Annotated in this window: 16 protein-coding genes; 10 read left to right on the top strand and 6 right to left on the bottom strand. The window is 58.8% G+C overall.

What is annotated here, in order from left to right:
• Nucleotides 1-58: 58 nt before the first annotated feature.
• From MK208_RS18620 to MK208_RS18595, 6 genes are read right to left on the bottom strand one after another with little or no spacing between them, the layout of a single operon-like run.
• Nucleotides 59-994: a dynamin family protein gene (locus tag MK208_RS18620; RefSeq protein ID WP_294119052.1), complete on the bottom strand. Its 936-nt coding sequence runs from the start codon at nt 992-994 to the stop codon at nt 59-61.
• Complete coding sequence (locus MK208_RS18615; RefSeq protein ID WP_294119051.1) at nt 991-3,072, bottom strand: dynamin family protein; 2,082 nt, start codon at nt 3,070-3,072, stop codon at nt 991-993. Before MK208_RS18615 ends, MK208_RS18620 begins: the two co-directional genes overlap by 4 nt.
• Nucleotides 3,069-4,271 (bottom strand): hypothetical protein, encoded by a 1,203-nt coding sequence (locus MK208_RS18610; protein ID WP_294119048.1) that lies wholly within the window; start codon nt 4,269-4,271, stop codon nt 3,069-3,071. The genes MK208_RS18615 and MK208_RS18610 overlap by 4 nt, the downstream gene beginning before the upstream one ends.
• Nucleotides 4,271-5,194: a protein phosphatase 2C domain-containing protein gene (locus MK208_RS18605; protein WP_294119046.1), complete on the bottom strand. Its 924-nt coding sequence runs from the start codon at nt 5,192-5,194 to the stop codon at nt 4,271-4,273. Before MK208_RS18605 ends, MK208_RS18610 begins: the two co-directional genes overlap by 1 nt.
• A complete protein-coding gene (locus tag MK208_RS18600) occupies nt 5,187-6,227 on the bottom strand; it encodes an FHA domain-containing protein (RefSeq protein ID WP_294119045.1) in 1,041 nt (346 codons plus the stop codon). Before MK208_RS18600 ends, MK208_RS18605 begins: the two co-directional genes overlap by 8 nt.
• 11 nt (nt 6,228-6,238) lie before the next feature.
• A complete protein-coding gene (locus MK208_RS18595; RefSeq protein WP_294119044.1) occupies nt 6,239-7,552 on the bottom strand; it encodes a serine/threonine-protein kinase in 1,314 nt (437 codons plus the stop codon).
• 521 nt (nt 7,553-8,073) lie between these two features.
• Between MK208_RS18595 and MK208_RS18590 the strand changes: the two genes are divergently transcribed.
• The 10 genes from MK208_RS18590 to MK208_RS18545 all read left to right on the top strand — a co-directional run bounded on the left by MK208_RS18590 (nt 8,074) and on the right by MK208_RS18545 (nt 21,500).
• Nucleotides 8,074-10,776 carry an AsmA family protein gene (locus MK208_RS18590; protein ID WP_294119043.1) on the top strand — a complete coding sequence of 901 codons (2,703 nt, stop codon included), beginning with the start codon at nt 8,074-8,076 and terminating at the stop codon, nt 10,774-10,776.
• 3 nt (nt 10,777-10,779) lie between these two features.
• Nucleotides 10,780-11,268 carry a hypothetical protein gene (locus MK208_RS18585; protein WP_294119042.1) on the top strand — a complete coding sequence of 163 codons (489 nt, stop codon included), beginning with the start codon at nt 10,780-10,782 and terminating at the stop codon, nt 11,266-11,268.
• A 109-nt stretch (nt 11,269-11,377) separates the two neighbouring features.
• Nucleotides 11,378-12,526: an MFS transporter gene (locus tag MK208_RS18580; RefSeq protein WP_294119041.1), complete on the top strand. Its 1,149-nt coding sequence runs from the start codon at nt 11,378-11,380 to the stop codon at nt 12,524-12,526.
• 106 nt (nt 12,527-12,632) lie between these two features.
• The gene (locus tag MK208_RS18575; RefSeq protein WP_294119115.1) at nt 12,633-13,286 is read left to right on the top strand and encodes a helix-turn-helix transcriptional regulator; all 654 of its coding nucleotides are present in this window, start codon (nt 12,633-12,635) and stop codon (nt 13,284-13,286) included.
• Between the two features lie 892 nt (nt 13,287-14,178).
• Nucleotides 14,179-15,318 carry a substrate-binding domain-containing protein gene (locus MK208_RS18570; protein ID WP_294119040.1) on the top strand — a complete coding sequence of 380 codons (1,140 nt, stop codon included), beginning with the start codon at nt 14,179-14,181 and terminating at the stop codon, nt 15,316-15,318.
• A gap of 12 nt (nt 15,319-15,330) precedes the next feature.
• Nucleotides 15,331-16,680 carry an extracellular solute-binding protein gene (locus MK208_RS18565; RefSeq protein WP_294119039.1) on the top strand — a complete coding sequence of 450 codons (1,350 nt, stop codon included), beginning with the start codon at nt 15,331-15,333 and terminating at the stop codon, nt 16,678-16,680.
• A 72-nt stretch (nt 16,681-16,752) separates the two neighbouring features.
• On the top strand, nt 16,753-17,988 hold the full coding sequence (locus tag MK208_RS18560) for a sugar ABC transporter permease (RefSeq protein WP_294119037.1): 1,236 nt from the start codon (nt 16,753-16,755) through the stop codon (nt 17,986-17,988).
• Entirely contained in the window at nt 17,988-19,190 is a 1,203-nt protein-coding gene (locus MK208_RS18555) for a carbohydrate ABC transporter permease (protein WP_294119036.1), read from the top strand. The genes MK208_RS18560 and MK208_RS18555 overlap by 1 nt, the downstream gene beginning before the upstream one ends.
• A gap of 4 nt (nt 19,191-19,194) precedes the next feature.
• Entirely contained in the window at nt 19,195-20,439 is a 1,245-nt protein-coding gene (locus MK208_RS18550) for a hypothetical protein (protein WP_294119035.1), read from the top strand.
• Nucleotides 20,439-21,500 (top strand): ABC transporter ATP-binding protein, encoded by a 1,062-nt coding sequence (locus MK208_RS18545; protein ID WP_294119033.1) that lies wholly within the window; start codon nt 20,439-20,441, stop codon nt 21,498-21,500. Before MK208_RS18550 ends, MK208_RS18545 begins: the two co-directional genes overlap by 1 nt.
• Nucleotides 21,501-21,795 lie beyond the last annotated feature (295 nt).

Raw genomic sequence — 21,795 nt, 5'->3', positions numbered from 1 at the left:
GCTGTCCTCCAACGTCACGCGACCTCCTCTGGCTTTCTGCCGCAAGGGGGAGATCACCTCAAATGTCGCCCCCACCGCCCAGGGCGCGTAGCGGCATGTCTTGCAACTCTTCACTCGAAGGCCGCACCGGATTGGGCGACTTCGGGCGCACCCGTCGCGGCACTACCTTCGGCCCATCGTCCTTAGCGCATGGCGCTTCAGATGAAGCTGCCACAGGCGTCTCCGCCTCGGGCGCGTGGTCTTGTGTTTCTTCTACGGCGGGCGCGTTAACATCCCCTTGCGCCGTGGCCATAGCCTCGGCCTCTCCCACCAACATCGCCACCATGCGTTCAATCAACGCCGCCCCGCCGCTGTTGCGCCAGGCGGTTTCGTCCATGCCCGCGTTGATCGCCTCCAACGTGGCAATCGGCACAATCGCATCAAAGGCGTCTCCCGCCTCCGCCTCAAGCCGCGCCAAAACCCGCGCGCGATCCCGCTCGGAGCGCAGTTTGTCAAACTGTGTGACCACCAGATGGTTTGGCCCTTTGATCTGTTGGGACACCTGCTCCCACAACGCAGCTTCGGATTGCCGCCAGGCCTGCGTGGCATGGGTGCACCAGATCACACAATCCACCTCTTCCATTAGCGACAACCAGGTCTCGTGCTTCAGGTTGGGGTCGGAAATTCCTGGAATATCAATCAGGTCGCACAGGTTGAGAATATCGGAGTCCATCGAAAACCGGATCAACTCACAGCCTGCCATCGGCGCTTCACTGATGTCCGCCCCGTCAAACGCCGCCTCGGTGCCGTCATCGCGCACCAAGGTTGCCCCGCGCGGCCCATGGCGCACCCAGACCGGTGGCACGCGGGTGGCCGTGATGCGCACCGGCATTGGGTCGCAGCCCAACAGCAGGTTCATCAAGGTGCTTTTTCCGGCGCTGAACTCCCCCATCAGGGCAATGCGCGGTTTGCGCGGTGCTTGTTGGGCCACAATTTCTACATCCTGTGCGGTCATTGGGAGCTCCCTCCTGCCTCAACCTTGGTGCTTTGCAATAGTGCATCGAACTGCGTGGTCAGCGCGTCCAGTTGCGCGCGCTTCTGGCCTTCCTCGCCACTTTGGAACAGCTTCTCGATATCCGCGCTTTGCGGCGTGGCACTGATGTCCTGCATGATCTCGTCGTGCTGATCAAAGAACTCGCGCAAACAGCTGGTTGCGAGCGCCCGAACCTGCTCGGTCTGAATGCCTTTGGATTGCAACATGAAGTCCTCGGTTTCCCGCGCAATCAGGTTCTGGAACCGCTTGGAGAAGGCGTTGAAGCCGCGAATGCGGTTCCACCAGGAAATCCACCAGCCATCGTTGAAATCCAGCGCGATGGTCTGTCCCAGCGCAATCGGGGCGGGCAGGTCAGGCAGGGCAGGGGGCGCCATCTGGATGCCCTCCACCGCGTGACCGTAGGTGTTGGCATAAAGCATCGCCACATCCGTCATCGCCGCCTCAAACCGCGCCTGCGCCAAGTTGCGCACCCGCGCGCCAAAGGCCGAATAGGCGGTGCGCAACAGCATACGCAGCCCCACCGGATCGTAGTCCCAGACAATGTCTTTGCCGTAGTTCTCTAAATGCGTCAGCAGTGACCGCAGCGCCCGATCTATGAACTTGGCGTGCGCCCGATCCGCGCGGGTATGATAGTCGGCAATGGCGGCCTCCAGCTCTTCTGCAAAGGCCTGCTGATGAAACGCCGCGATGCTGCGAAATTCCTTGAGCGCGTCATAGGTCGAGAGATTGGTACTGCCGCCTTGTTTGGCGCCGATCTGCACCATGCCTGCCGCCAGCTCGCTGGTCGCCACCGTCAGCGCCGCGTTGCTTGTCTTCTGCAAAAGCTGCTGGCCTTGCTCTTCAATGACCCGCTCCGACAGTGCCCGATAAAGATGGCCCATACCGGACAACTCCCACACCATTTCATGCGGCTGCATCTGCCCATGCTGCTGACCCAGTGCAATTTCCGCCCAATCAAACAAGGCTTTGCTGGCCACCTCTGGCATGCCTTCAATATTGCCGCTCAGCGCCTTGTTGGCCCAATAGGCGCTGCCAAACAGGATCTCCGCATCTTCCGGCCCTTGTTTGTTGTGCAAGGTCTGACGGATGCTGGCCTCAATCTCGGGCACCTGATTGGCCGGGTCTGGCAACTCATCAATCCGGTTCACAAAGATTAACACATTGCGCGACTTCAGGTTCGAAATCAGCCGGATCAAGCCCATGTCCACAGAGGTCAGCGCTTGCCCGGCCGACAGCACCACAACACAGATCTTACTGCTGCGCAGCGCCTGAATGGTTACCTGCTCGCGCATCATAAAGGTGTCGTTCACGCCGGGCGTGTCCCGCAGGCAGAGCGGCACCGGCACCGTGTCACAGTTCAGCGTCAGATCGGCAGAGGACAAAATATCGGCAAACCGACCCTGCTCGCTGTCGTCTTCGCCAAAATCATCGCCCAGAACGATGTAACGCTCCAACAGGTTCTTGTCGAAATAGCCGTAGTTGTGGGTCTCCCCCAGCAACAGGTCAAACTTCTTGCCCAGCCGTTTCTGCGCTTTGGCGCGCACCTTCTCGATCTGCTCGCCAATCTTGGCCAATTCGCTCTCCGCACCGGCACGGCTGGCCATTTCGCCAATCCGCCCGCCTTGGTTCAGCAACCGGTCCCAATTGTCCTCGGTCATAAACTGAAAACTCGCCCCGGTTTCCGCCGGACGTGATGCCGGTTTCAGGTGCAGCGAGGTCACAACCGAGGTCCAGGGGTTCACATCCGACGGCAGCAAATCCGCCCAGCCAGCCATGGCATTCACCAACGTGGTCTTGCCGGATTTCACCTGCCCCAAAACGGTGATGGTGGGTTCAAAATTCACCACATCCTTGCGCAGCCGCTCCACGGTTTTGGCCGAGTTCTTGCCCGCCACCTGCGACAGCTGCGCCAACAGATGATCCAACTTGTCAAGGTCTTGGCCCAGCTTGCCCAACCCCTCCAATCCCGTGCGCAGGTTGGAAATCCGCCGCGATGTGCGCACCTCGGGCTTGCTCTCTTGCCGAATTTGCATGTTCATGCCTGTGCCCTCGCGCCTATTTCTTTGCGGAGCTGTAACAACAGGATGATCCCATCCTCCGCCGCCGTTGGGCTCTGCTCGACCTGCAACAACATCAACGTGTCTTCCCCGTCGCGCGCGTCATCCAGCAAATCCGCCGCTGCCGGATCTTGTCCTGCTTCCGCATCAAGCACCGAGGTCAAGGCCCGCACAGCGTCGGCACAGCGCGACAACAACCCATCCGCATTGGGAATTTTGCCCGCATCAAGATCCGCTAGCATTTCCTGCGCTGCTGTTTGCAGCAGCGTCTGCAACTGATCCATCAGCGCGGTTTCATTCTCTAAAGCTGGCGCGCTCGACACAGGTTTTTGCTGCGGGGCAGGGGATACGCCGTCGCTTGCGGCCTCCACAACCTCTCCCAACTGCGCCAACAGCAACCGCGCCTGGTCCAAATCCGCCGCACGCCCCTGGCGCACTTGCGCCTCAACCGCCTCAACCAACTCCTGCCCACCGGACGCGGCCCACAACTCCTGTTGCGCCTCACCGCCCGCCCGCGCTTTGAGCGCGTGCAACGTGGCCACCGGATGCAGGCCCAAAAACGCCTCCTCTGCGGTCTCTTCCAGTGCGGCCAGCTGGTCTGCCAACCCGCCGGTCATAATGTGCCGGTCCGCCTTGGTCAGCGCCAGAAAACTGTGATCTTTGACCGCGTCCGGAACTACGGTCCAAATCGCGTGTTCCGAGGCGTCAAAACCTTCGCTGCACCAGACGAACACTTGGCCTTCTTGCAAGGCCGTTTGCATCAACGCCTGTTGCGCCGCGGGATCAGTGGGTTGCGTCACTTCCACAAACGCCAGTGTTTTCAAACTGTCCAGCGGCACCGCATAGGTAACCCGCGCTGCGCCTTGCGCCAGCCCCTCCAGCGCATGACCGGCAACTGTTTCCGTCGCCCCATCCGCCCAGGTCACTGTGGCCTGCGCACTTGCGCCATAGACCACCTCAACAATTGGCACGTCTTGCGGCGGTTGGATCACATCGCCACCCAGCATCATGTTTATCAGGCTGGTTTTCCCGCTTCCCGGACGCCCCAAAACCACAACACGCACCGCCTCCGTCAGGTGGGTGAGGATCTCTTCGCCAAAGGCTTTTTGCCGCCGTGGCACATGTCCGCTCTCCAATGCGGAGTGCAATTGCCCAACGATCTGCTCTGGTTGTGTCTGCATCACTTCCCGACCTTTCGCGTTAGGCTGACAATGGTGCGCACCGTACCGCGATGCGCCCGTCGATCGATTTGCACCACCTCGCCGGTGGCGGGGGAGGCTGCCGGTTGCGGCGTGGATACTGGCCTGGCCTCTTGTGTCTCCCCCCGATGCTCGGCTTTGATCACGCAGAGCGACAGGTTGTCCTGCTCCGGACAGCCCTCCGCGTGCACCGCAGCCAGCAATGCTGCGCCAATCTCCTGACCGGTAGCCTTCGCATGATCCTGCAAAACCTCCGCCACTCTTTCGTCAGCCAAGGTGTGCAGCCCGTCACTGGTCGCCAGCACAATATCCCCGGCTTGCAACGTCATCGGCTCCGCCCGGCAATCCACCTTGGCAATCTCCGCCCCCGCCAAAACCGAGATCAACGCACTGCGATCCGGGTGGTTCCGCGCCTCATCGGCGTCCATCAACCCACGCGCCTGCATCAAGTCGATCTGCGCCGCATAGGAGTGGTCTTCGTTCAACCGATACAGCCGCCCCGCGCGCCACAGATAGAGCGGTGAGTCCCCGACAGAGACCCAATAGAGCCGCGCCCCAAAAATCACCGGCGCCACCAACGTGGCCCCCATGCCCGACGCATCCGGGTTTTGCTGCTCGTACATTTGGATGCAGCCATTGGCCGCTTCCACAGCTTCTTGCAGCACAGGCCCGATGTTGCGCTCCATTTCCTCTGGCGCGCCGCTCAACAGCTTCAATTCGCTAAACAATTCCGTCGCCACGATGCCGCTGGCCACATCCCCGCAAGAATGCCCGCCCATGCCGTCCGACAGCACCGCAAAGCCCATCGGCGCGCCCAACGGGAAGTCGGCCACCACCGTGTCCTCTTGCCTCTCCCGCGCGCCCAAAGAGAGCGCGGTGGCCACATCAAAGCGCAGTTCAGCCAAGGTCGCCGCGCCCCGCGTCCGCGTCACCCCAGGCAAAGTCTTCGCCGCACAGGGCCACAAATCGCAAAGTGGTTTCCCCAATCCGAATGAGGCTGTTGCTGTCCAAATCCTCTGTGCTCAATACCGGACGGCCATTCAGCCGCACCAGATTGGCTTTGCCGCCATGTCCAAAGAAAAACCGCCGCTGCTCGCCGTCAAAGGCAATCGCCGCATGGTTTTCACGCGAAATCGTGGTGTCGCCAAAATCCAGCCGCACGGTCTGGCCTTCGCCGCGGCCAATCTGGGTCAACCCGTCGTGCAGCGAAAACGACGCGCCTTTGCCCGGTCCATCGACCACGACCAGCCAGCCCACAGGGAACTGTGCCTGCGCCGACACCGGCGCCTCTCGCGTTTGTGCCATAGGATCATGCGCGTGACTGGCAGGCGCGCTGAAACCCAGCAACCGGGTTTTTACGCGCCCTTTGGAACCACGCCCCGCCGCTGGTTTGGCCGCCGCCATATTGGCCTGCAACGCCGCCAGGTCCACTTCCGGCTCCGCAGGGGCAGGCGCCTCTCGCGCTGGCTCTGGCTGTGGTGGTGGCGCAACGGGTTCTGCCACAGGGGGCGGGGCTGCGACTTGTGGGGCAGGTGCCATTTCCGGCTCCGGCATCCGCGGCGCTTCAAGTGGGTGGTCTTCCAGTGTGTCTTCTTGCGCTTCCTCTGCAAACAGATTGCCAAAGGGATCGCTTGGGGCCTCTGGCTCGGGCATGTCGGGCTCGACAGGGGCCTCCACCGGCGCGGCGGTCAAAGCCGCTGAAATCGCGGACAGATCCACTGGCGCTTCTGCAGGTTCGGGTGGCTGCGGGGCCACAAGCGCAGCAGCGTCTGACGCAGGCTGGGCGGGTTCCGCCTCGATATGCACCGTTGGTGTCGGCTCCTCGGCCACATCCGCACGGTCCTGCTCTCGCAATCGCAGCGGATAGCGCAACGCCGCACCGTCAGCCTGACCAGCCGCTTGGGATTTCTCAGCAATAATGTCGCGAATGAACCGCATGGTATGTCCCTTCAGATTAGAAATAGACGGGTGTTGGGGTTGGACCGGTCACCCTTCAACCGGTCACGGAATTTGTGGAGGAGGCTCTCGCCATCCGGCTTGGCGGGCGCAGGCGCTTCCGGCAGCTCCGCGCTGGACCGGCGCAGGAAATCGCCCTGCTGCAACAGCCGCGTTGGTGTTCTGGCACGGGCCTTGCACAGCCGATCCTGTTCCTTGAGGTAGGCCTCAACGTCGTCAATCGGATCGCCAAAAATATCGACGTATTGCTTGGGTGGGGGGGGCGCCTGCCGCGCCTCTTCCAGCGCTTTGAGCGGCTTTTGCAAGGCCTTTGGCAACCCCGGTGTCAGCACCTTGTTGGTCTTGCTCACCAGCTCTTCGATCACACCAATCACCGCGGGATCAAACACCGCCAGCGGCTTGGGAATGGGCCCGTCCATCACCGCCAGCCAGTCATCTGCACAGCGCAGCCGGTCTTTGGGTTCCAGGGCCAGCGCCCGATCCGTGGCCAGTTTCAGGCGGAAATCAATTTCAAAATCCGTCGACTCCAGCGGCACATAGGGGTCCATCCTTCCCGCATCGACAGTTTCTAACCGGGTCTGCGCGTCCGGTGGCGCCTCGCCGGTAAAGACCAAATGACAGAGCGCTCCCAGCGAATACAAATCGCTATAGGCGCCTTGCACCCCTTCGGCGCAATAGAACTCTGGTGGCGAATATCCGTCTTTCACCGCCAACATGCGCTGGCTTTGCCCGCCCTCGGCGTCTCCCGAAGAATAGGCCGCGCCAAAATCAATCAGCGTCACATCTCCATTGGCGCTCAGGATCAGGTTGTCCGGCGCCACATCCCGGTGCAGCACGCCCCGGTCATGTAAATAGTTCAGTGCGTCCAAAACCTGCCGCAGCAGCTTGTCCACCAAAGTCGGCGTCAACCGCCCCGGCGCGTGGTCCACCAGCTCATGCAGGTCCACCCCTTCCACAAAATCCATCGCCGTATAGGCCGTGCCGTTTTCCGCAAACGTCTGATGCACGCCCACGATGCGCGGATGATCCAATCCGGCCAACTGATGCGCCTCGGCTTGAAACTGTTCCAAAACCGAGGCAAAAAACGGCGCGCTTTCCGGTCCGGACGGCACCACTTCTGCGCCCACACGGTGACAAATCTGCTCCGGAAAACACTCCTTGATCACCACCACACGGTTCAGGCTGTCGCGCGCGAGGTAAGTCAGGCCAAATCCCCCTTGGCCCAAACTGCGCGTGATCCGGTACTGCCCGCGCAAAAGCTCGGTGCCCGCAGGCAGCACAGTCACGTTTTCCTCAGCGCAATCCATCTACGCAGCTTCCTCTCTATCATGCGACCAGGAGGAAATGCGGCAGCAAGTTCTCACCTTCACGGCTAAGCTGTGGAGGAAATGTGTTCCAATCGTGGCAGCAACGCGCAAGCGGTGTGGCACTCCATTCAGGTTTGACGCGAATAAGCGGCGAACCTGAATCCTGACCCTGTGAAGGGTTTTGCGGTGTTTTGGGTGCGCCGGGCGTTCCCGTATTCTCGAAATAGATTTCTTTACAATGCGTTACGGAGGTGTTGACCGTGTGCCGTTCTCGGCCGCCGCCCGCGCAAGGCTTTAACAAAGAGTAAACAACCCAGCCCAACCCGGTTTAACTCGCTTTGCCCCGCTAAGCTGTTCTCAATCCACCCAAACCTGTGCAAAGGTAGGGGCAGACATCTTTGACGGATCTCCTGTTTCGCATGCGCAGCCATTTCAACGCGCACTCAAAAGGGCAGGGGCGGCCACCTATTGACGGACTTCCTAAGCACCTTGCGAAAGGACAGGCTTTGAAACGCTGGATTTTGAGACTTTTCACCGGGCTGATTGTGCTCAGTTTGGCGCTGGGCGTGCTAATCTGGGCCGCGCTGGCGACCCCCTTGTTCAGCGGCTTTCGCAAAGACTTTGTCGCGGATCTCTTGACCGAACAAATCGGCCAGCCCTTCCTGATTGACGGCGACGTGCGCGTTGTCCTTGCGGGCACCACCAAAGTGCACGTCTCCGGTGCCAGCATTCCTAGCGAGAACATCACCGACATAAACTTGGCCCGTCTGGACCTATTGGAGTGGGAACTGGATCTGCCCGCTTTGCTCGACCGCCGCATCGACATCGACAACCTCACCATTGACGGGCTGCAGGTGAACCTGGTCACCAAGGCTGACGGCACCACCAGCTGGACCAAATTTGAGCCAGAAGCCACGGTGGAAACAACAGACGCCGCCCCAACCGAAAACAGCGCCACCACAGACGATCTGCCCGACCCGTCCATCATCACCTTCCTCAGCGACCGTACCGTGTCTTTCACCAACATCGGCCTGACCTCGATCGATGAGGAAAGCGGCTTTGAATTCATCTTCGCGTTAGAAAAAATCCTGCTGGAGCAGCTTCAGGACGGCCAACTCGCCTCTGTCACTGGCGCAGGCACGCTCAACGGCGAAGCCTTCACGTGGGATGGCACATTCCCCGACAGCGCGCCGTTCACCAATCAGCTCGAATTTGGGGACATTTCATTGAGTTACAACGGCACCCGTTTGCCTGACAGCCCGCATGGTTATACCGCGCGGCTCGAGCTCACCACCGGCCAAATTGGCGATGTGTTCGAGGTGCTTGGCCTCGCCCGCAGCCTCGAAGGCGTCGGGTCTTTGTCGGTAGATGTCACCAACGCGCCGCAACTGCTGACCCTGGAAAACCTGCAAACCACGCTGGACCTGAGCAAAGGTCAAAACGTGACGGTCACCGGTGATGTTGACAACCTCTTCACCCGCGCGGGCTTTGACTTCCACATGGACGCGCGCCTTCATCCCGAAGGCCAACCGCCCGCCGATGCTAACAGCCTGAAAGACCTCAAACTCACTGAAATCCACGCCCATGTGGTCAACACGGGGGAGCGGCTGACCTTTGAGGAACTGCTGATCCAGACCAATGCCTTTGAACAAGGCCTCGACCGCGTAGGTCCCATCTCCATCGGCAATGTCTACCGATCAGAGCAGAAAACCCTCGGCCTGCGCGACATCACGCTTCAAGCCGGCCCAGAAGACGCGCCTTACCTGACCGCCGAAGGCGACATTGGCGATGTGTTCAACCTCGCACTGGTCGATTTAACCGGCCATTTACAAGGCACGGCGGACCTTTTGCTGAAGAACCTGCCCTCCGAGGAGGTCGTCAAATTTGGCGGTGTGGAAGCGGATTTTGTCATCAATGACAACGACGGTGAGCTCAGCTTGCGCGAACTCAAGGCCCAAACCGTGGACACCGACCTATGGACATTAAACGCAGATGTGGTGGTCGCCAGCATTGAAGAACTCGCAGGCATGAAGCTGGACCTGCAATTTGGCGTCGCGGACACCGCGCCTTTCCTGACGGCGCTGGGTCTGAAACCTGTAGGCGTTTCCAAACTGTCTACCGGCCTCACCCTCGAAGTTGCAGCAAAAGAAGCCAAGCTTGGCTTTGATTTTCGGGCCGACGGCACCGACTTGACCTCCGATCTCACCTTTGATCTCAGCGAAGACATCAACGTGATCCGCGGGGCGATCCTCAGCAATCGTATGCGCCTTGTGGACCTGCGCGAAGGTGGCAAGATCCTGGTGCAACTCAACAAACGCGCCAAGGCCGCCAAAGCGGCCAAGGAGGCCGAAGCCAAAGAGGCGGACGATGGCCGCCCGCCGATTCAGCCTCTTGTGCTGGAAAAGGAAAGCAACGTCTTTAGCCTCAAACGCATCCTCACCGAAACGGACCTGGCGATCACCTTGGAACTGGCGGAATTTGTCGGCGACGCCGGCACCTCCTCGATGAGCAGCGAGTTGATCGCCAAGGAGGGCCAGATTCAGGCGGGTCCGATCGAGCTCTACTACGGTCCCGGTTTCTTCAAGGTCACCGCCTCTATGGACGCCATTGAAAACCCCGACCGGGCTCGCATTCAGGGCAGCACCAGCGGCTGGGACTTTGGTGAAATTCTCAAGGCCCTTGAGGTCAATATCCCTGCGCGAGGTAAACTGTCGGCCAATGTTGATGTGACCGGCAACATCACTTCCGGCAAGGCCTTCATGAACTCCATGGCAGGCAGTGCCTCGCTCAACATGCGCGACGGGGCCATCGCCACCAGCCTGTTGGAACTTGCAGGCCTCGGGATTTTCCCCTGGCTGTTTTCGCAGGAGTTCGCCGCAGGCCAAACCGAGATTGTCTGCGTAAAAGCGCCGGTAAAAATCAACGCGGGCAATGTCACCTTCACGCGGGTGGTGGCCGAAACCCGCAGCGTGCAAATGGTGGTGCGCGGCATGGTGGATTGGGTGAAAGACGCCATCGCCGTCCGCGCCGAACCGCGCCGCGTCGGCCAACCTCTGGCGCGCAGCGCCTGGCCGTTTGAGGTCAATGGCAAACTGTCCGATCCGCAATTCAAACTGCAAGTTGGTGGCTCGCGCAGCCGTCGCGCCGACGGGGCGGACCAAATGCCTGCCAACCGCAAACCCTGCACCCCCGATATCTTCCAACTTGAACAAGCTTCGGAGTGACACATGACCCGCCTCTGGCTTTGCCTCTCCCTCCTGCTGCCCTCGGCAACTTTCGCGCAAACCCATCCGGAGTTTGCCACCGTGGGCGATTGGACCGTCCGCACCAATCCCGCCAATGGCAACGGCTGCTACATGGAGAAAACCTTCGCCAGCGGAACGCTGGTGCAAATTGGCGTGGTGCCGGATCAGCAGGGTGCGTTTTTTGCCGCCTACAACGCTGCTTTTGACGGCGTGGAAGAAGGCGCAGAAGGCAGCGTTCTGTTCGACTTCGGTGACAGCCGCTTTCAGGGCGCCGCCAAAGGCGCATTCCACAACGGCCTGCCTGGAGGCTACGCGTTTTTTGACAACCCGGAGTTTGCCAAGGAGTTTGGCAAGCGTACCAAGGTCCTGGTGCAAGGCGGGGCCGGGAACTCCGAGGAAATCGACCTCACCGGCAGTATGAAAGGCCTACGCAGCGTTCAGGCCTGCCGGGATGAGTATGAAGGCGATTAATTAAGTCGCAAAATACAACCCTTTGACTTCTTGATCCGAACACAGCTTGAAGGATAGCGTGGCGTCCACCGGTAGGTAACCAATTGCCCTGACGTTTTAGGTGTTACTTGTGACTCGACTTACTTCCGCGGTGTTTTTTGCGGTACTGCTTCTGACTTTCGGGTACGGCGTTTCGTTCCCGCTTCTGTCCATTTTGCTAGAGCAAAGCGGCGTGGGTGCCGCCCGGATAGGTCTTAACGCTGCCATGCCTGCCCTGGGCTGGCTGTTGGTCACGCCGTTCCTGCCTGTGCTGCACCGGGTCTTCACCACCCAACAGTTGCTCTTGGCTTTCCTTGTCCTCTCTCTCATGGGCCTGGCCTGTCTCGCGCTCACCACCCGCTTCGATCTCTGGTTGTTGGGTCGCTTTGCCTTTGGTGGCGGCCTGGGCGTGCTGTTCCGCGTTCTGGAATACTGGCTCAACGCCACCAGCCGCTCCGCCACCCGCGGTCGTACCATCGGGCTCTATGCCTTTTTCTTCCTGCTTGGCATCGCCATAGGCAGCCTGTCGCAGCCGCAGTTTGGCACCGCTGGTCTTACGGCCTTTGCCGCTGTCGGTGTACCGATCTTACTCGGGGGTGCCCTGCTGGTCCGCTTGCCGCTCAATCGGCCGCCGTCCGCCGCGCCAACAGACGAGGCCCCGATACGCACAACATTTGCCGCAGCGCCTTTGGCGATGGCGGCGGTGATCTGCTACGGGCTTTTTGAGGACGTGCCGGCTTATCTGCTCTCGGTCTATACCCTGCGCGTAGGGCTTGGCGAAAACCTCGCCGCTTATACGCTCACCGCCTTTGCGCTTGGCAATTTGCTGGGGGCCGTGCCTCTCGGGGTGATGTCAGATCGCTTGGGCCGCACACCGGTTCTGATCGGCTGCGCCACGGTGGCGTTGGGCGTGGCCGTGACCCTGCCTGTGGCCGCAGCCACGCCACAACCGTACCTGCTGTCGATTGCGCTTTGGGGAGCTTGCGCCGGCGAGCTCTATGTGGTTGGACTCGCCACACTGGGCGACCATTTTAGCGGCCCTGCGCTGATCTCGGCCAATGCCCTGTTTGGTACGATCTACGCCGCGGCCGCACTGCTTGGCCCCTTGATTAACGGCTCGGCAATGCAAGTTTGGGATCCGCATGGCTTGCTTGTGTCCTGTGCGCTGATCTTTAGCGGCTTCCTGCTGATCACCTCAATGCTTGCGTTGCACCGTCGCGTTCCAAACACAGTCAACTAGCGGACAAACGGATGAATTTCGACCTGATTGGACAATTGGCAGAGGACTTGAAGCAGACCAAGAATGGCGAAACGCTCTGGCTGAGGTGCTTGACCGCTTTTGACAAATTAGGGGTGGATGGTGTCGGTTATGGGGTTATCCCATGGTGGGGCTGGCAACCCCCGGTAAAATGACTGAGGCCACCTTCTTCCGCCATACCTATTCTGCCGAGTGGGAAGAGGCGGTGGGCAAAGATCGCCTGCTGGACGAGGACATCAGTACCGAATTGTTGCTGCGCGGTCAGGAAGAGATTTTTTGGAATGACGATCCAGACTCTTATGACGCGTCGCCTGCCAACCGCCGTTTGCATCAGTTGGAAAACGACTTGGGTATGATTTGGGGCCAAACGCTTCTATTGTCCCACCACTCTCGTAACCCCGTGTCGTCCGGCATCGGTTTGCACATCGGTCATGTCAGGTCAGACACCGAGTTTTTCCGCTATTGGAAAGAGCACGAAACATCGTTGCGCGCTGTGGCAGAAATGCTCAACAGCGGCATGTTGCAACAGCATAAAGACGGCGTCGTGCGGCTCTCTGGGCGGGAGAAAGACTACATCTACTGGTCCGCCCTTGGACTTGATCGCGTGCAGATTGCGGATCGCCTGTGTATCAGCGCCAACACCTTGAACAAACCCATCGCCAGCGCCAAGGCAAAACTCAAGGCACGCAACACCTCACAAGCGGTGGCCAAAGCTGTCCTGCTAGGGCTTGTAGAACTCTGAAACTGGCAATTGTTTGCCACTTGTTTGTGACCCGTGAGATTTGCGAAAATGGGTCATCACAAAGGCAAGGAGATGTTTAGAAAATTTCGGCCGTCTTAGAGGGAAGCGCTGCGGTGGTGACGCTTTCGTCTGGCTTCGACTGTTCCGGTGACATCTAGTGAGTGGTGGCGTGGTGATATTCGAGGAGGCTGCTTTTAGGCCCCCAAGGCCAAAGGCATCTGGAGATTTTCTGCTTTTGTGAACTGAGACCAGGAGCGGTTCGGCACCGAAGGCGCAGCAATTGATCTGTTGCACTTTCTCCGTCGAGTGTTTTGCCACCTCTGGTGTCTGGATTTTGACGGTACTTTTTAATGACCAAGAACGAAGGGGTCTTTGGGCCCCTTCCCTTTGTCCTCTGCTACTCGATTGGTGTTGCGCCGTCGGCGTGCAAAAATTTTGTGCGTTAAGAAAATGCGCACCTCCGCAAAACAGTCGCGATACCGACAAAATACCGACGTGATTTCGCCCCCGCCAATTGCAGTCCTTACCCCATCGTAACGGTGCCGTTGCCAAATGTTTCGCTCTGATATGCAACGGGTCGCAACCCTGCGACGAGAGACCGGAATTGCGCGGTTTGATCTGGTTTATAATATTGAAACTAAAAACCTATTTTAGTTTCGTCAGGTGCTCGCGCCTTGCAAGAAACGACTTTTGCAACAGCCACCGCGCGGTACGTTTGAACCATATGCAGTCCAAGGCACTATACCAGTTTTCCTACACGGTCTTTTCCCACCGACGCCCCAAAAACCAACTGCGCCAGAATTTTAGGCAACCACCAAATACAACCGCCGTCCAAGTCAGCACGGAATAGAAAACATTTGCCGAAACCGGTTTCGGAGCAAATCGTGAATGTATGAACGCGATTCGAAACTTCACGAAACAGTCCGACGGCACCGGGTCATCCCCGCGTCGGGGCAGGGTCACAATCAATGACCTGGCACAGCGGCTTGGCATGTCCAAGAGCACGGTTTCGCGCGCGCTCAACGGCTATCCAGACATCTCCGAGGCCACCCGGCTACGTGTGTCCAACATGGCAAAAAAGATTGGCTATCAGCCGCTGAGCCATGCGCAGGCGATCCGTACTGGACGGGTCCGGGCCTTGGCTTTGGTGCTGCAAACCGATGAGCCGGATCGCCACAACCCGTTCTTGCAGGACTTCCTTATGGGCGCCTGCGAAACCGCCAGCGCTCACGGCTGGACCGTCACCATCGCCACGGCAACCTCGGACGCCGACACGCTGACGGTGCTGGACCGGCTGATCGACGAGCATAAGGCGGATGGATTTATCCTGCCACGCACCGAAGTCCAGGACGCGCGGGTTGACCTATTACGTTCTAAATCAGTGCCTTACATCATGTACGGCCGCACCAGCCACGGTGTCCCACCGGCACAACAGGAAGGCTCCTGGGTCGATATCTTGGGCGAGGCCGCCATGTGCAGCGCCGTCACCCGATTGGCTGGCCTCGGCCACGAACGCATCGCCTATGTCGGCAGCACATCCAATTTTAATTACAGTCACTTACGCCGCGACGGCTTCAAAGCTGGCCTTGCCGCCGCGGGTCTGGACTATGACCCCGACCTGATCAAATCCGGCGCCCGCACCCGCGAAGAGGGCGCCGCCCAAGCCAGGCAACTCCTGCTGCATCCAGAGCCACCCACAGGCATCGTCTTTGCCACCGACATGGCTGCTCTGGGCGCTTACAGCGCGGTCGCTGACCTGGGCCTGGAGGTGGGGAGCGACGTCGCCATCATCGGCTATGACGGCGTACCAGAGGCCGAATACGCGCGTCCTGGTCTAACCACCTATTGGGTCGACACCCAACGCGCCGGTGGCCGACTCGCCGAGCTACTCATTCGACAAATACGGGGGGAAGCGGCCGAAACTTTGCGCGAAGTTTCGGAAGCCAAACTCATCGAACGCCAGTCCGATGGCCCCCCGGCGCAGACCTCTGCGCAACTCGCGCTCAAAATCAAAAACCGTGATCCGATATAGGGGAGGACTATCATGTCACGTCACATCTCAACGAAACTACTGATGAGCACCGCGCTCACTGTTTGCCTGGCGGCAGCAGCCCAAGCGGACACCATCCGCTTTTGGACAACCGAGGAACAGCCAGAACGCCTTGCAAAACAACAAGAAATGGCGGAGCAGTTCAAAGCGTCGAACGGCGTCACTGTCGAAGTCATTCCGGTCAGCGAAAGCGATCTCGGCACCCGCGCCACCGCGGCGTTTGCGGCCGGTGATCTGCCAGACGTGATCTATCACACCCTGCAATACGCCCTGCCTTGGGCGGAAGCGGGCATTCTGGACACGGAAGCCGCGACCGAGATTGTTCAGGAACTCGGTGAAAAGACCTTTGCGCCAGGTGCCGTGGCGATGGCGGATTTCAACGGCGAAACCGCATCTGTTCCGGTCGATGGCTGGACACAAATGGTGGTTTACCGCAAGGATCTCTTTGAAGCCAACGGCTTAGAAGCGCCCAACAGCTTCGACAACGTGTTGGCAGCATTGGAAAAACTGCACAACCCGCCAGAGATGTATGGTTTTGTTGCCGCCACCAAGGTGGATGAAAACTTCATGAGCCAGGTGCTGGAGCACGTCTTCCTAGCGAACGGCGTAAGCCCGGTTGGTCCAGATGGGTTCCAGCCGCTGGATGAGGCAGCCACCACCGAAGTTCTCAACTTCTACAAAGCTATCTCCAAAGCATCACCTCCTGGTGAATTGTATTGGAAGCAGTCGCGCGAGCTGTACTTTGCAGGCCAGGCGGCCATGATCATCTGGTCACCGTTCATCCTCGACGAACTGGCCGGCCTGCGCGACAGCGCTCCGCCCACTATTAACGATGATCCAACCTCTGGTGAACTGGCGTCTTTGACAGGCATCGTGACCAACTTCTCCGGCCCATCCAACCCAGATGGCGCCGCTTGGGGCGACGTTCGCTACTTCGGCATCACCTCGGATGCGGACACCGATGCGGCCATGGACTTCGTGAAGTTCGCGATGGATGACGGTTACACCCAGACACTGTCCATTGCGCCGGAAGGCAAGTTCCCTGTCCGTCGCGGCACCTTGGAAAATGCTTCGGCCTTCTCCGATGCATGGTCCAAACTGCCAGTTGGCGTGGATCGCAAAGCGCCTCTGGGCGACCTCTATGAGCAGGCGATGATTGATGAAATTGTCGGTGGTCTGGACGTTGCAAAACGCTGGGGTGTGACCGAAGGACAGCTGTCTCTGGCGTCCAAGATGATCAACAGCCAAGCCATTAACCGTGTCGTGCGTCAGTACATCGATGACGAAATCGATGCCGCCGCCGCCGTAGCTGCAATGAACGACGAACTGTCTAAAATTCAGTAACTTGGCTCGACGGTTGCGACCTGCTCATCGTGCGGGCGGGTCGCACTGCACTCCACGTCTTAGAGGTTTCTCATGTCTACGGCTCACCCGCCGACCGGCACGGGGGCTCTGGCCAAACGCGAAGCGCGTTTGGCTTGGGGGCTCCTTGCGCCGACCGTGATCAGTGTCGCGCTGGTCGTGGTTCTGCCTTTGCTTGCGGTCATCTGGATCAGTTTCAAACCGTTCACCCTGTCGGACATGCGCCCGCCAGCCCCAATTGTGCGCGAAAGCTTGCGTGGATCCGGGGATGACCTGCGCATCGAATACCGCATTCGCAACTCGTCTCAGGAAGAGGCCATTAGTGGGGTCACCCTCGCAGATCGCATTCCCGACACGGTCACCTTGCGCGAGGCTGTTCCGGCGCCGTGTACTTTGACGGGCCGCGAGTTATTTTGCGATTTTGGCGACATGGAAGGCGGCGCACGAGAGCGTTTGCGTTTGCCTGTGGATATTTCGGATGATCCTGACGCTGTGGAGGCCGCAGTGGAAGACAGCGAGCCAGACGTCACCGGCGGCGGCAAGTCTGTCCTCACCAGCGGTGGCTTGAGCCTGAAGAACTACGCGCAGCTGTTTGACGGCGGGGAGTTCTGGACCGTCCTTTGGGTGACGCTGTTCTACACAGTATTCGGCACAATTGGTGCGCTGCTGATGGGGCTGTTTGCGGCGCTGTTGCTCAACAAATCCTTTCTCGGCCAAGGCTTCATACGCGGGTTGTACCTCTTTCCCTATGTGGCTCCGGTCATTGCCGTTGCCTTCACATGGGTCACGCTTTTCGATCCGTTTTCCGGCTCTGCCAACGCATTGCTTTTGCAAATGGGCGTGACCAACGAGGCCATCAATTTCTTTGGCGAAAGACCACTCGCCCTAATCATGGTCACGGTCTTTGAAATCTGGCGCTACTTCCCGCTCTCGTTCCTATTCATTCTGGCGCGCATGCAGTCGATTGACAGTTCGATGTACGAAGCTGCTGACATGGACGGGGCCTCGCCGTTTCAGAAGTTCTGGCTGCTGAGCCTGCCGCAGCTCCTAGGCATCCTGTCCGTGCTCTTCCTGCTCCGCTTCATTTGGACGTTTAACAAGTTTGACGACATCTTCCTTCTGACAGGCGGCAATGCAGGTACGCGGACCCTGACTGTCAACGTCTACGAACAGGCCTTTGCCATTTCTAACATCGGTGCTGGTGCGGCGGTGGCTGTGGTCATCCTTGTCTGCTTGCTTTGCTTCTCTGTCTTCTTCTTCAAATTCATCAGCCGCGAGGAGGGCCTGTGATGCGCAATGGTTTTGTCATTGGTCCAATTCTGGGCGCGCTGTGGATGATGGTGATGGCAACGACGATTGCCGTGGCCATGAGCTTTGCGACTGGTTCTGCCTTTAGGCCACAAATTCTTTGGTGTCTGGTGTGGGGGGCGGCCGCAGGTGTTGCCTACGTCCGCATGCCAAAGCTTGGCCCGCAAATTGGCGTGGCCGCTTTGGTCGCAGTGATTTGCCTCTCGCCGGTTGGTGTGATGCGGATTGGCGAAGGCGTGTCTGGCTCGGCAGAAGCGGTGGCTCTGCTATTGCTTGCATCGGGCGTGCACTTCGGTCTGACCAAGATCCTGAAAGAGCTGCCTTTTGGCGCGCTCACCCGGCACGAATATGAAGAGGCCATCATCCGGTTCCTGACGGGATTTGGCTACATCTTCTTCACTGCGATTGTGGTGATCCCGTTCTATGTCATGGTGATGACCAGCCTGAAGTCGCAACAGGCTTTGCTGCAAAACCCGCTCGATTTTTCGATTGAGATCAGCAAGGGCTTTGGACTGTTCCGCAGCTATGTGGAACTGTTCCGTGACTTCAATTTTGGCACCTATATGTGGACGTCGTTCTTCGTATCCGTGCTGACGGTCTTCATTACGTTGGCATTCAGCGTCCCCGGGGCCTATGCCGTCGCTCGGTTCCGGTTCAAAGGACAGAAGGCGTTTTCGCGTTCTATCCTGCTGATTTATATGGTGCCAATGATCGTTCTGGCGCTACCGATCTACATTGCGTTTTCGATGACAGGTCTGCGCAACTCGATCCTTGGCATCGTGTTGATTTATCCGGTCACGACCATTCCGGTGGCGCTTTACATGTTGCAGGGCTACTTCCGTGGGCTTCCGACTGAAGTCGAAGAAGCCGGGCTTATGGATGGGCTGTCGCGGCTGGCGGTGATCTGGAAAATCACCTTGCCGCTCAGCCTCCCGGCATTGGCCTCGGTGTCGCTCTACGTCTTCATGATCGCCTGGAACGAATTCTTGCTCGCTTTCATGCTGCTCGATGACCCGTCAAAATTCACGCTCACCCGTGGGGTGGCGATGCTCAACTCTTCTGAAATTCCAAGGCAACACCTGATGGCAGGCGCGGTGATCGCGACGGTACCGATCATGGTGCTGTTCCTTGGACTTGAACGTTTCATGACCAAAGGCCTGACAGCAGGCTCCGTCAAAGGATAAGAAAATGACATCTTCTCAAGTTATTAGCGCAGAGGCCAAACAGGTTCTGATCACCAATGATCGAGGCGGCTACACCGTCCCGACGGAGGGGCTGTACCCTTACCAGTGGAACTGGGACAGCGCCGTGGCAGCACTTGGGTTTGCGCAGTTTGATGTGGACCGCGCGTGGGTTGAGATCGAGACCTTGTTCCAAGGTCAATGGGATGATGGCATGGTGCCGCATATCTTGTTCCACAAAAGTGATCCCGGCTATTTCCCTGGACCAGACGTTTGGGGATGTTTGGGTCCAATACCCTCGTCCGGGATCATTCAGCCGCCAATTGCCGCCACGATGGCGCGCCTGATTTGGGCGCAGGATGAAGAAGCTGGCCGCGCGCGGATTGCTGCGCTCTATCCCAAAATGCTGAAATGGCACAGCTGGATCATGCGCTGGCGTTTGCATCGAGGCGCAGTCTGTACCACGCACCCGTGGGAAACGGGCCGGGACAATGCGCCCGATTGGGACAACACCATGCAGCGCATGGACGCCTCTGATGTGGGCGAATACACTCGCCGTGACACACAACATGTGGACAGCGCCGACCGTCCGACCAAGTTTGACTATGACCGCTATGTCAAATTGGTGCAGATTGGCCGTCGGTTGAAGTGGGATCAGGCCGCGATGCTGGCCGAGAGCCCTTTCCGTGTTGCTGATCCTACCATGACTTTCACGACGTTGCGTGCCGCCCGAGACCTGCGCACGGTGGGGCAAGCTTTGGGTGCGGATACCGCAATACTTGAGGCGGACATCAAGCGGCTGGAAGCAGGGGCGGCGACTCTATGGAATCCAGCGCTGGGCAGCTATGACAGCCGGGATGTGTTGAGTGGGGAATGGGCTGGATGTGTGTCCAATGCCTCCTACCTGTGTTGGTTTGCGGGCGTTGAAAATAAGGACATGTTGGCGCGGTTGCGGGCGGTGATGGAGCGGGTGACATACCCTGTGCCGAGCAATGATACTGGGGCTGAATCCTTTGACGCACGGCGCTATTGGCGTGGTCCGACATGGGCAATTGTGAACATGCTGATCGGCATGGGACTGGCGGATATGGGCCACGTTGATGAGGCCAATACACTGGCAAAGAAGACCGGCGATTTGATCGCCGAACACGGATTTGCTGAATATTTTGATCCATTTACCGGCAGCGCGGCGGGCGGGGGGACCTTCACTTGGACCGCAGCTGTGTGGCTGGCTTGGGCGGGAGGAAACTGATGGGGGCGATATCACTCAAGGCGGTTGAGAAGTGGTTTGGCAATGCGCAGGTCATCAAGGGTGTGGACCTTGATATACAGGACGGCGAGTTTGTTGTCTTTGTTGGGCCGTCCGGCTGTGGCAAGTCGACTTTGCTGCGCATGATTGGTGGTTTGGAAGACATTTCTCGCGGTGCGATTGAGATCGATGGCAACGACGTCACCGACCATCCGCCAAGCAAACGTGGGTTGACGATGGTGTTCCAATCCTACGCACTGTATCCGCATTTGACAGTGGCGGAGAATATGGGTTTTTCCCTGAAAGTAGCGGGGGTTAAGAAAGACGAGATTGACCGGCAGGTGGCGCAGGCGGCGGAGGTTTTGAAGCTCACCGAGTATCTGGATCGGCGGCCAAAAGATCTGTCGGGTGGGCAGCGGCAGCGGGTGGCGATTGGACGCTCGATTGTGCGCGATCCGACGGCGTTTTTGTTTGATGAACCGCTGTCTAATCTGGACGCCGCGCTGCGGGTAGAAACCCGCTATGAGATCGCCAAACTGCATCAGGATCTGAAACGCACGATGATCTATGTGACGCATGATCAGGTCGAGGCGATGACGCTGGCGGATCGGATTGTGGTGCTGGAATTTGGCACCATTGCGCAGGTGGGGACGCCTCGGCAACTCTATGAAAAACCAGCGAATTTATTTGTGGCGCAGTTCATTGGCAGTCCGAAGATGAACATCTTGGATTGTGATGCCAACGCGGGTGATGCGCAGTATCAATTAAGCGTTGGGGGCAATGGGGCCTTTGGGCTCAATGGCGTTGCCAGCAAGGTTGGGGTGCGGCCGGAACATATCCGGACGTGCGCGGTTGGCGCGGGGCAGTGTGACGGAAAAATCGAGGTTATTGAGTACCTTGGCGCGGATACCTTCCTGATTGTCGATGTTGGTCAGGACGACAAGGTTGTGGTGCGTGTGGACGGGGATCAGGAGGCCTTCTCCGAAGGTGAGACCGTGGGTTTGGCCTTCCCTGAAGAGCGCGCACATTTCTTTGACAAAGACGGGCTGCGGCTTGGAGGTTAACGGGTAACCTTTGGCAATTTTGCACGTCGGTATTCTGTCGGTATTGCGACTGTTTCGCGGAGGTGCGTGTTTTTGTTAACCTATGTCTTAACAAGGCCCGCAGCAGGGAGTGCTGCGGGCCTTGTGGGTGTCAGGCAAAGGCGCGTTTGGGCTCAAACAGCGCGGCGGTGTCGCGCGACAGGTCGCGGCGTTTGAGGAACCTTCGGGCGGTGGGGCCATAGGTGGCCGCGCCTGTGCCGGTCAGTGTCTGACGTCAGCACCTATGGGTCCAATTAGGGTGATTTGATAAGGGAGA

It is taken from the genome of Shimia sp. (assembly GCF_022448905.1).
In the GTDB taxonomy this organism is placed as follows: domain Bacteria; phylum Pseudomonadota; class Alphaproteobacteria; order Rhodobacterales; family Rhodobacteraceae; genus Shimia.
Note: the sequence above shows the minus strand (reverse complement) of the source record. Positions and strands in the feature narration are given on the sequence as shown.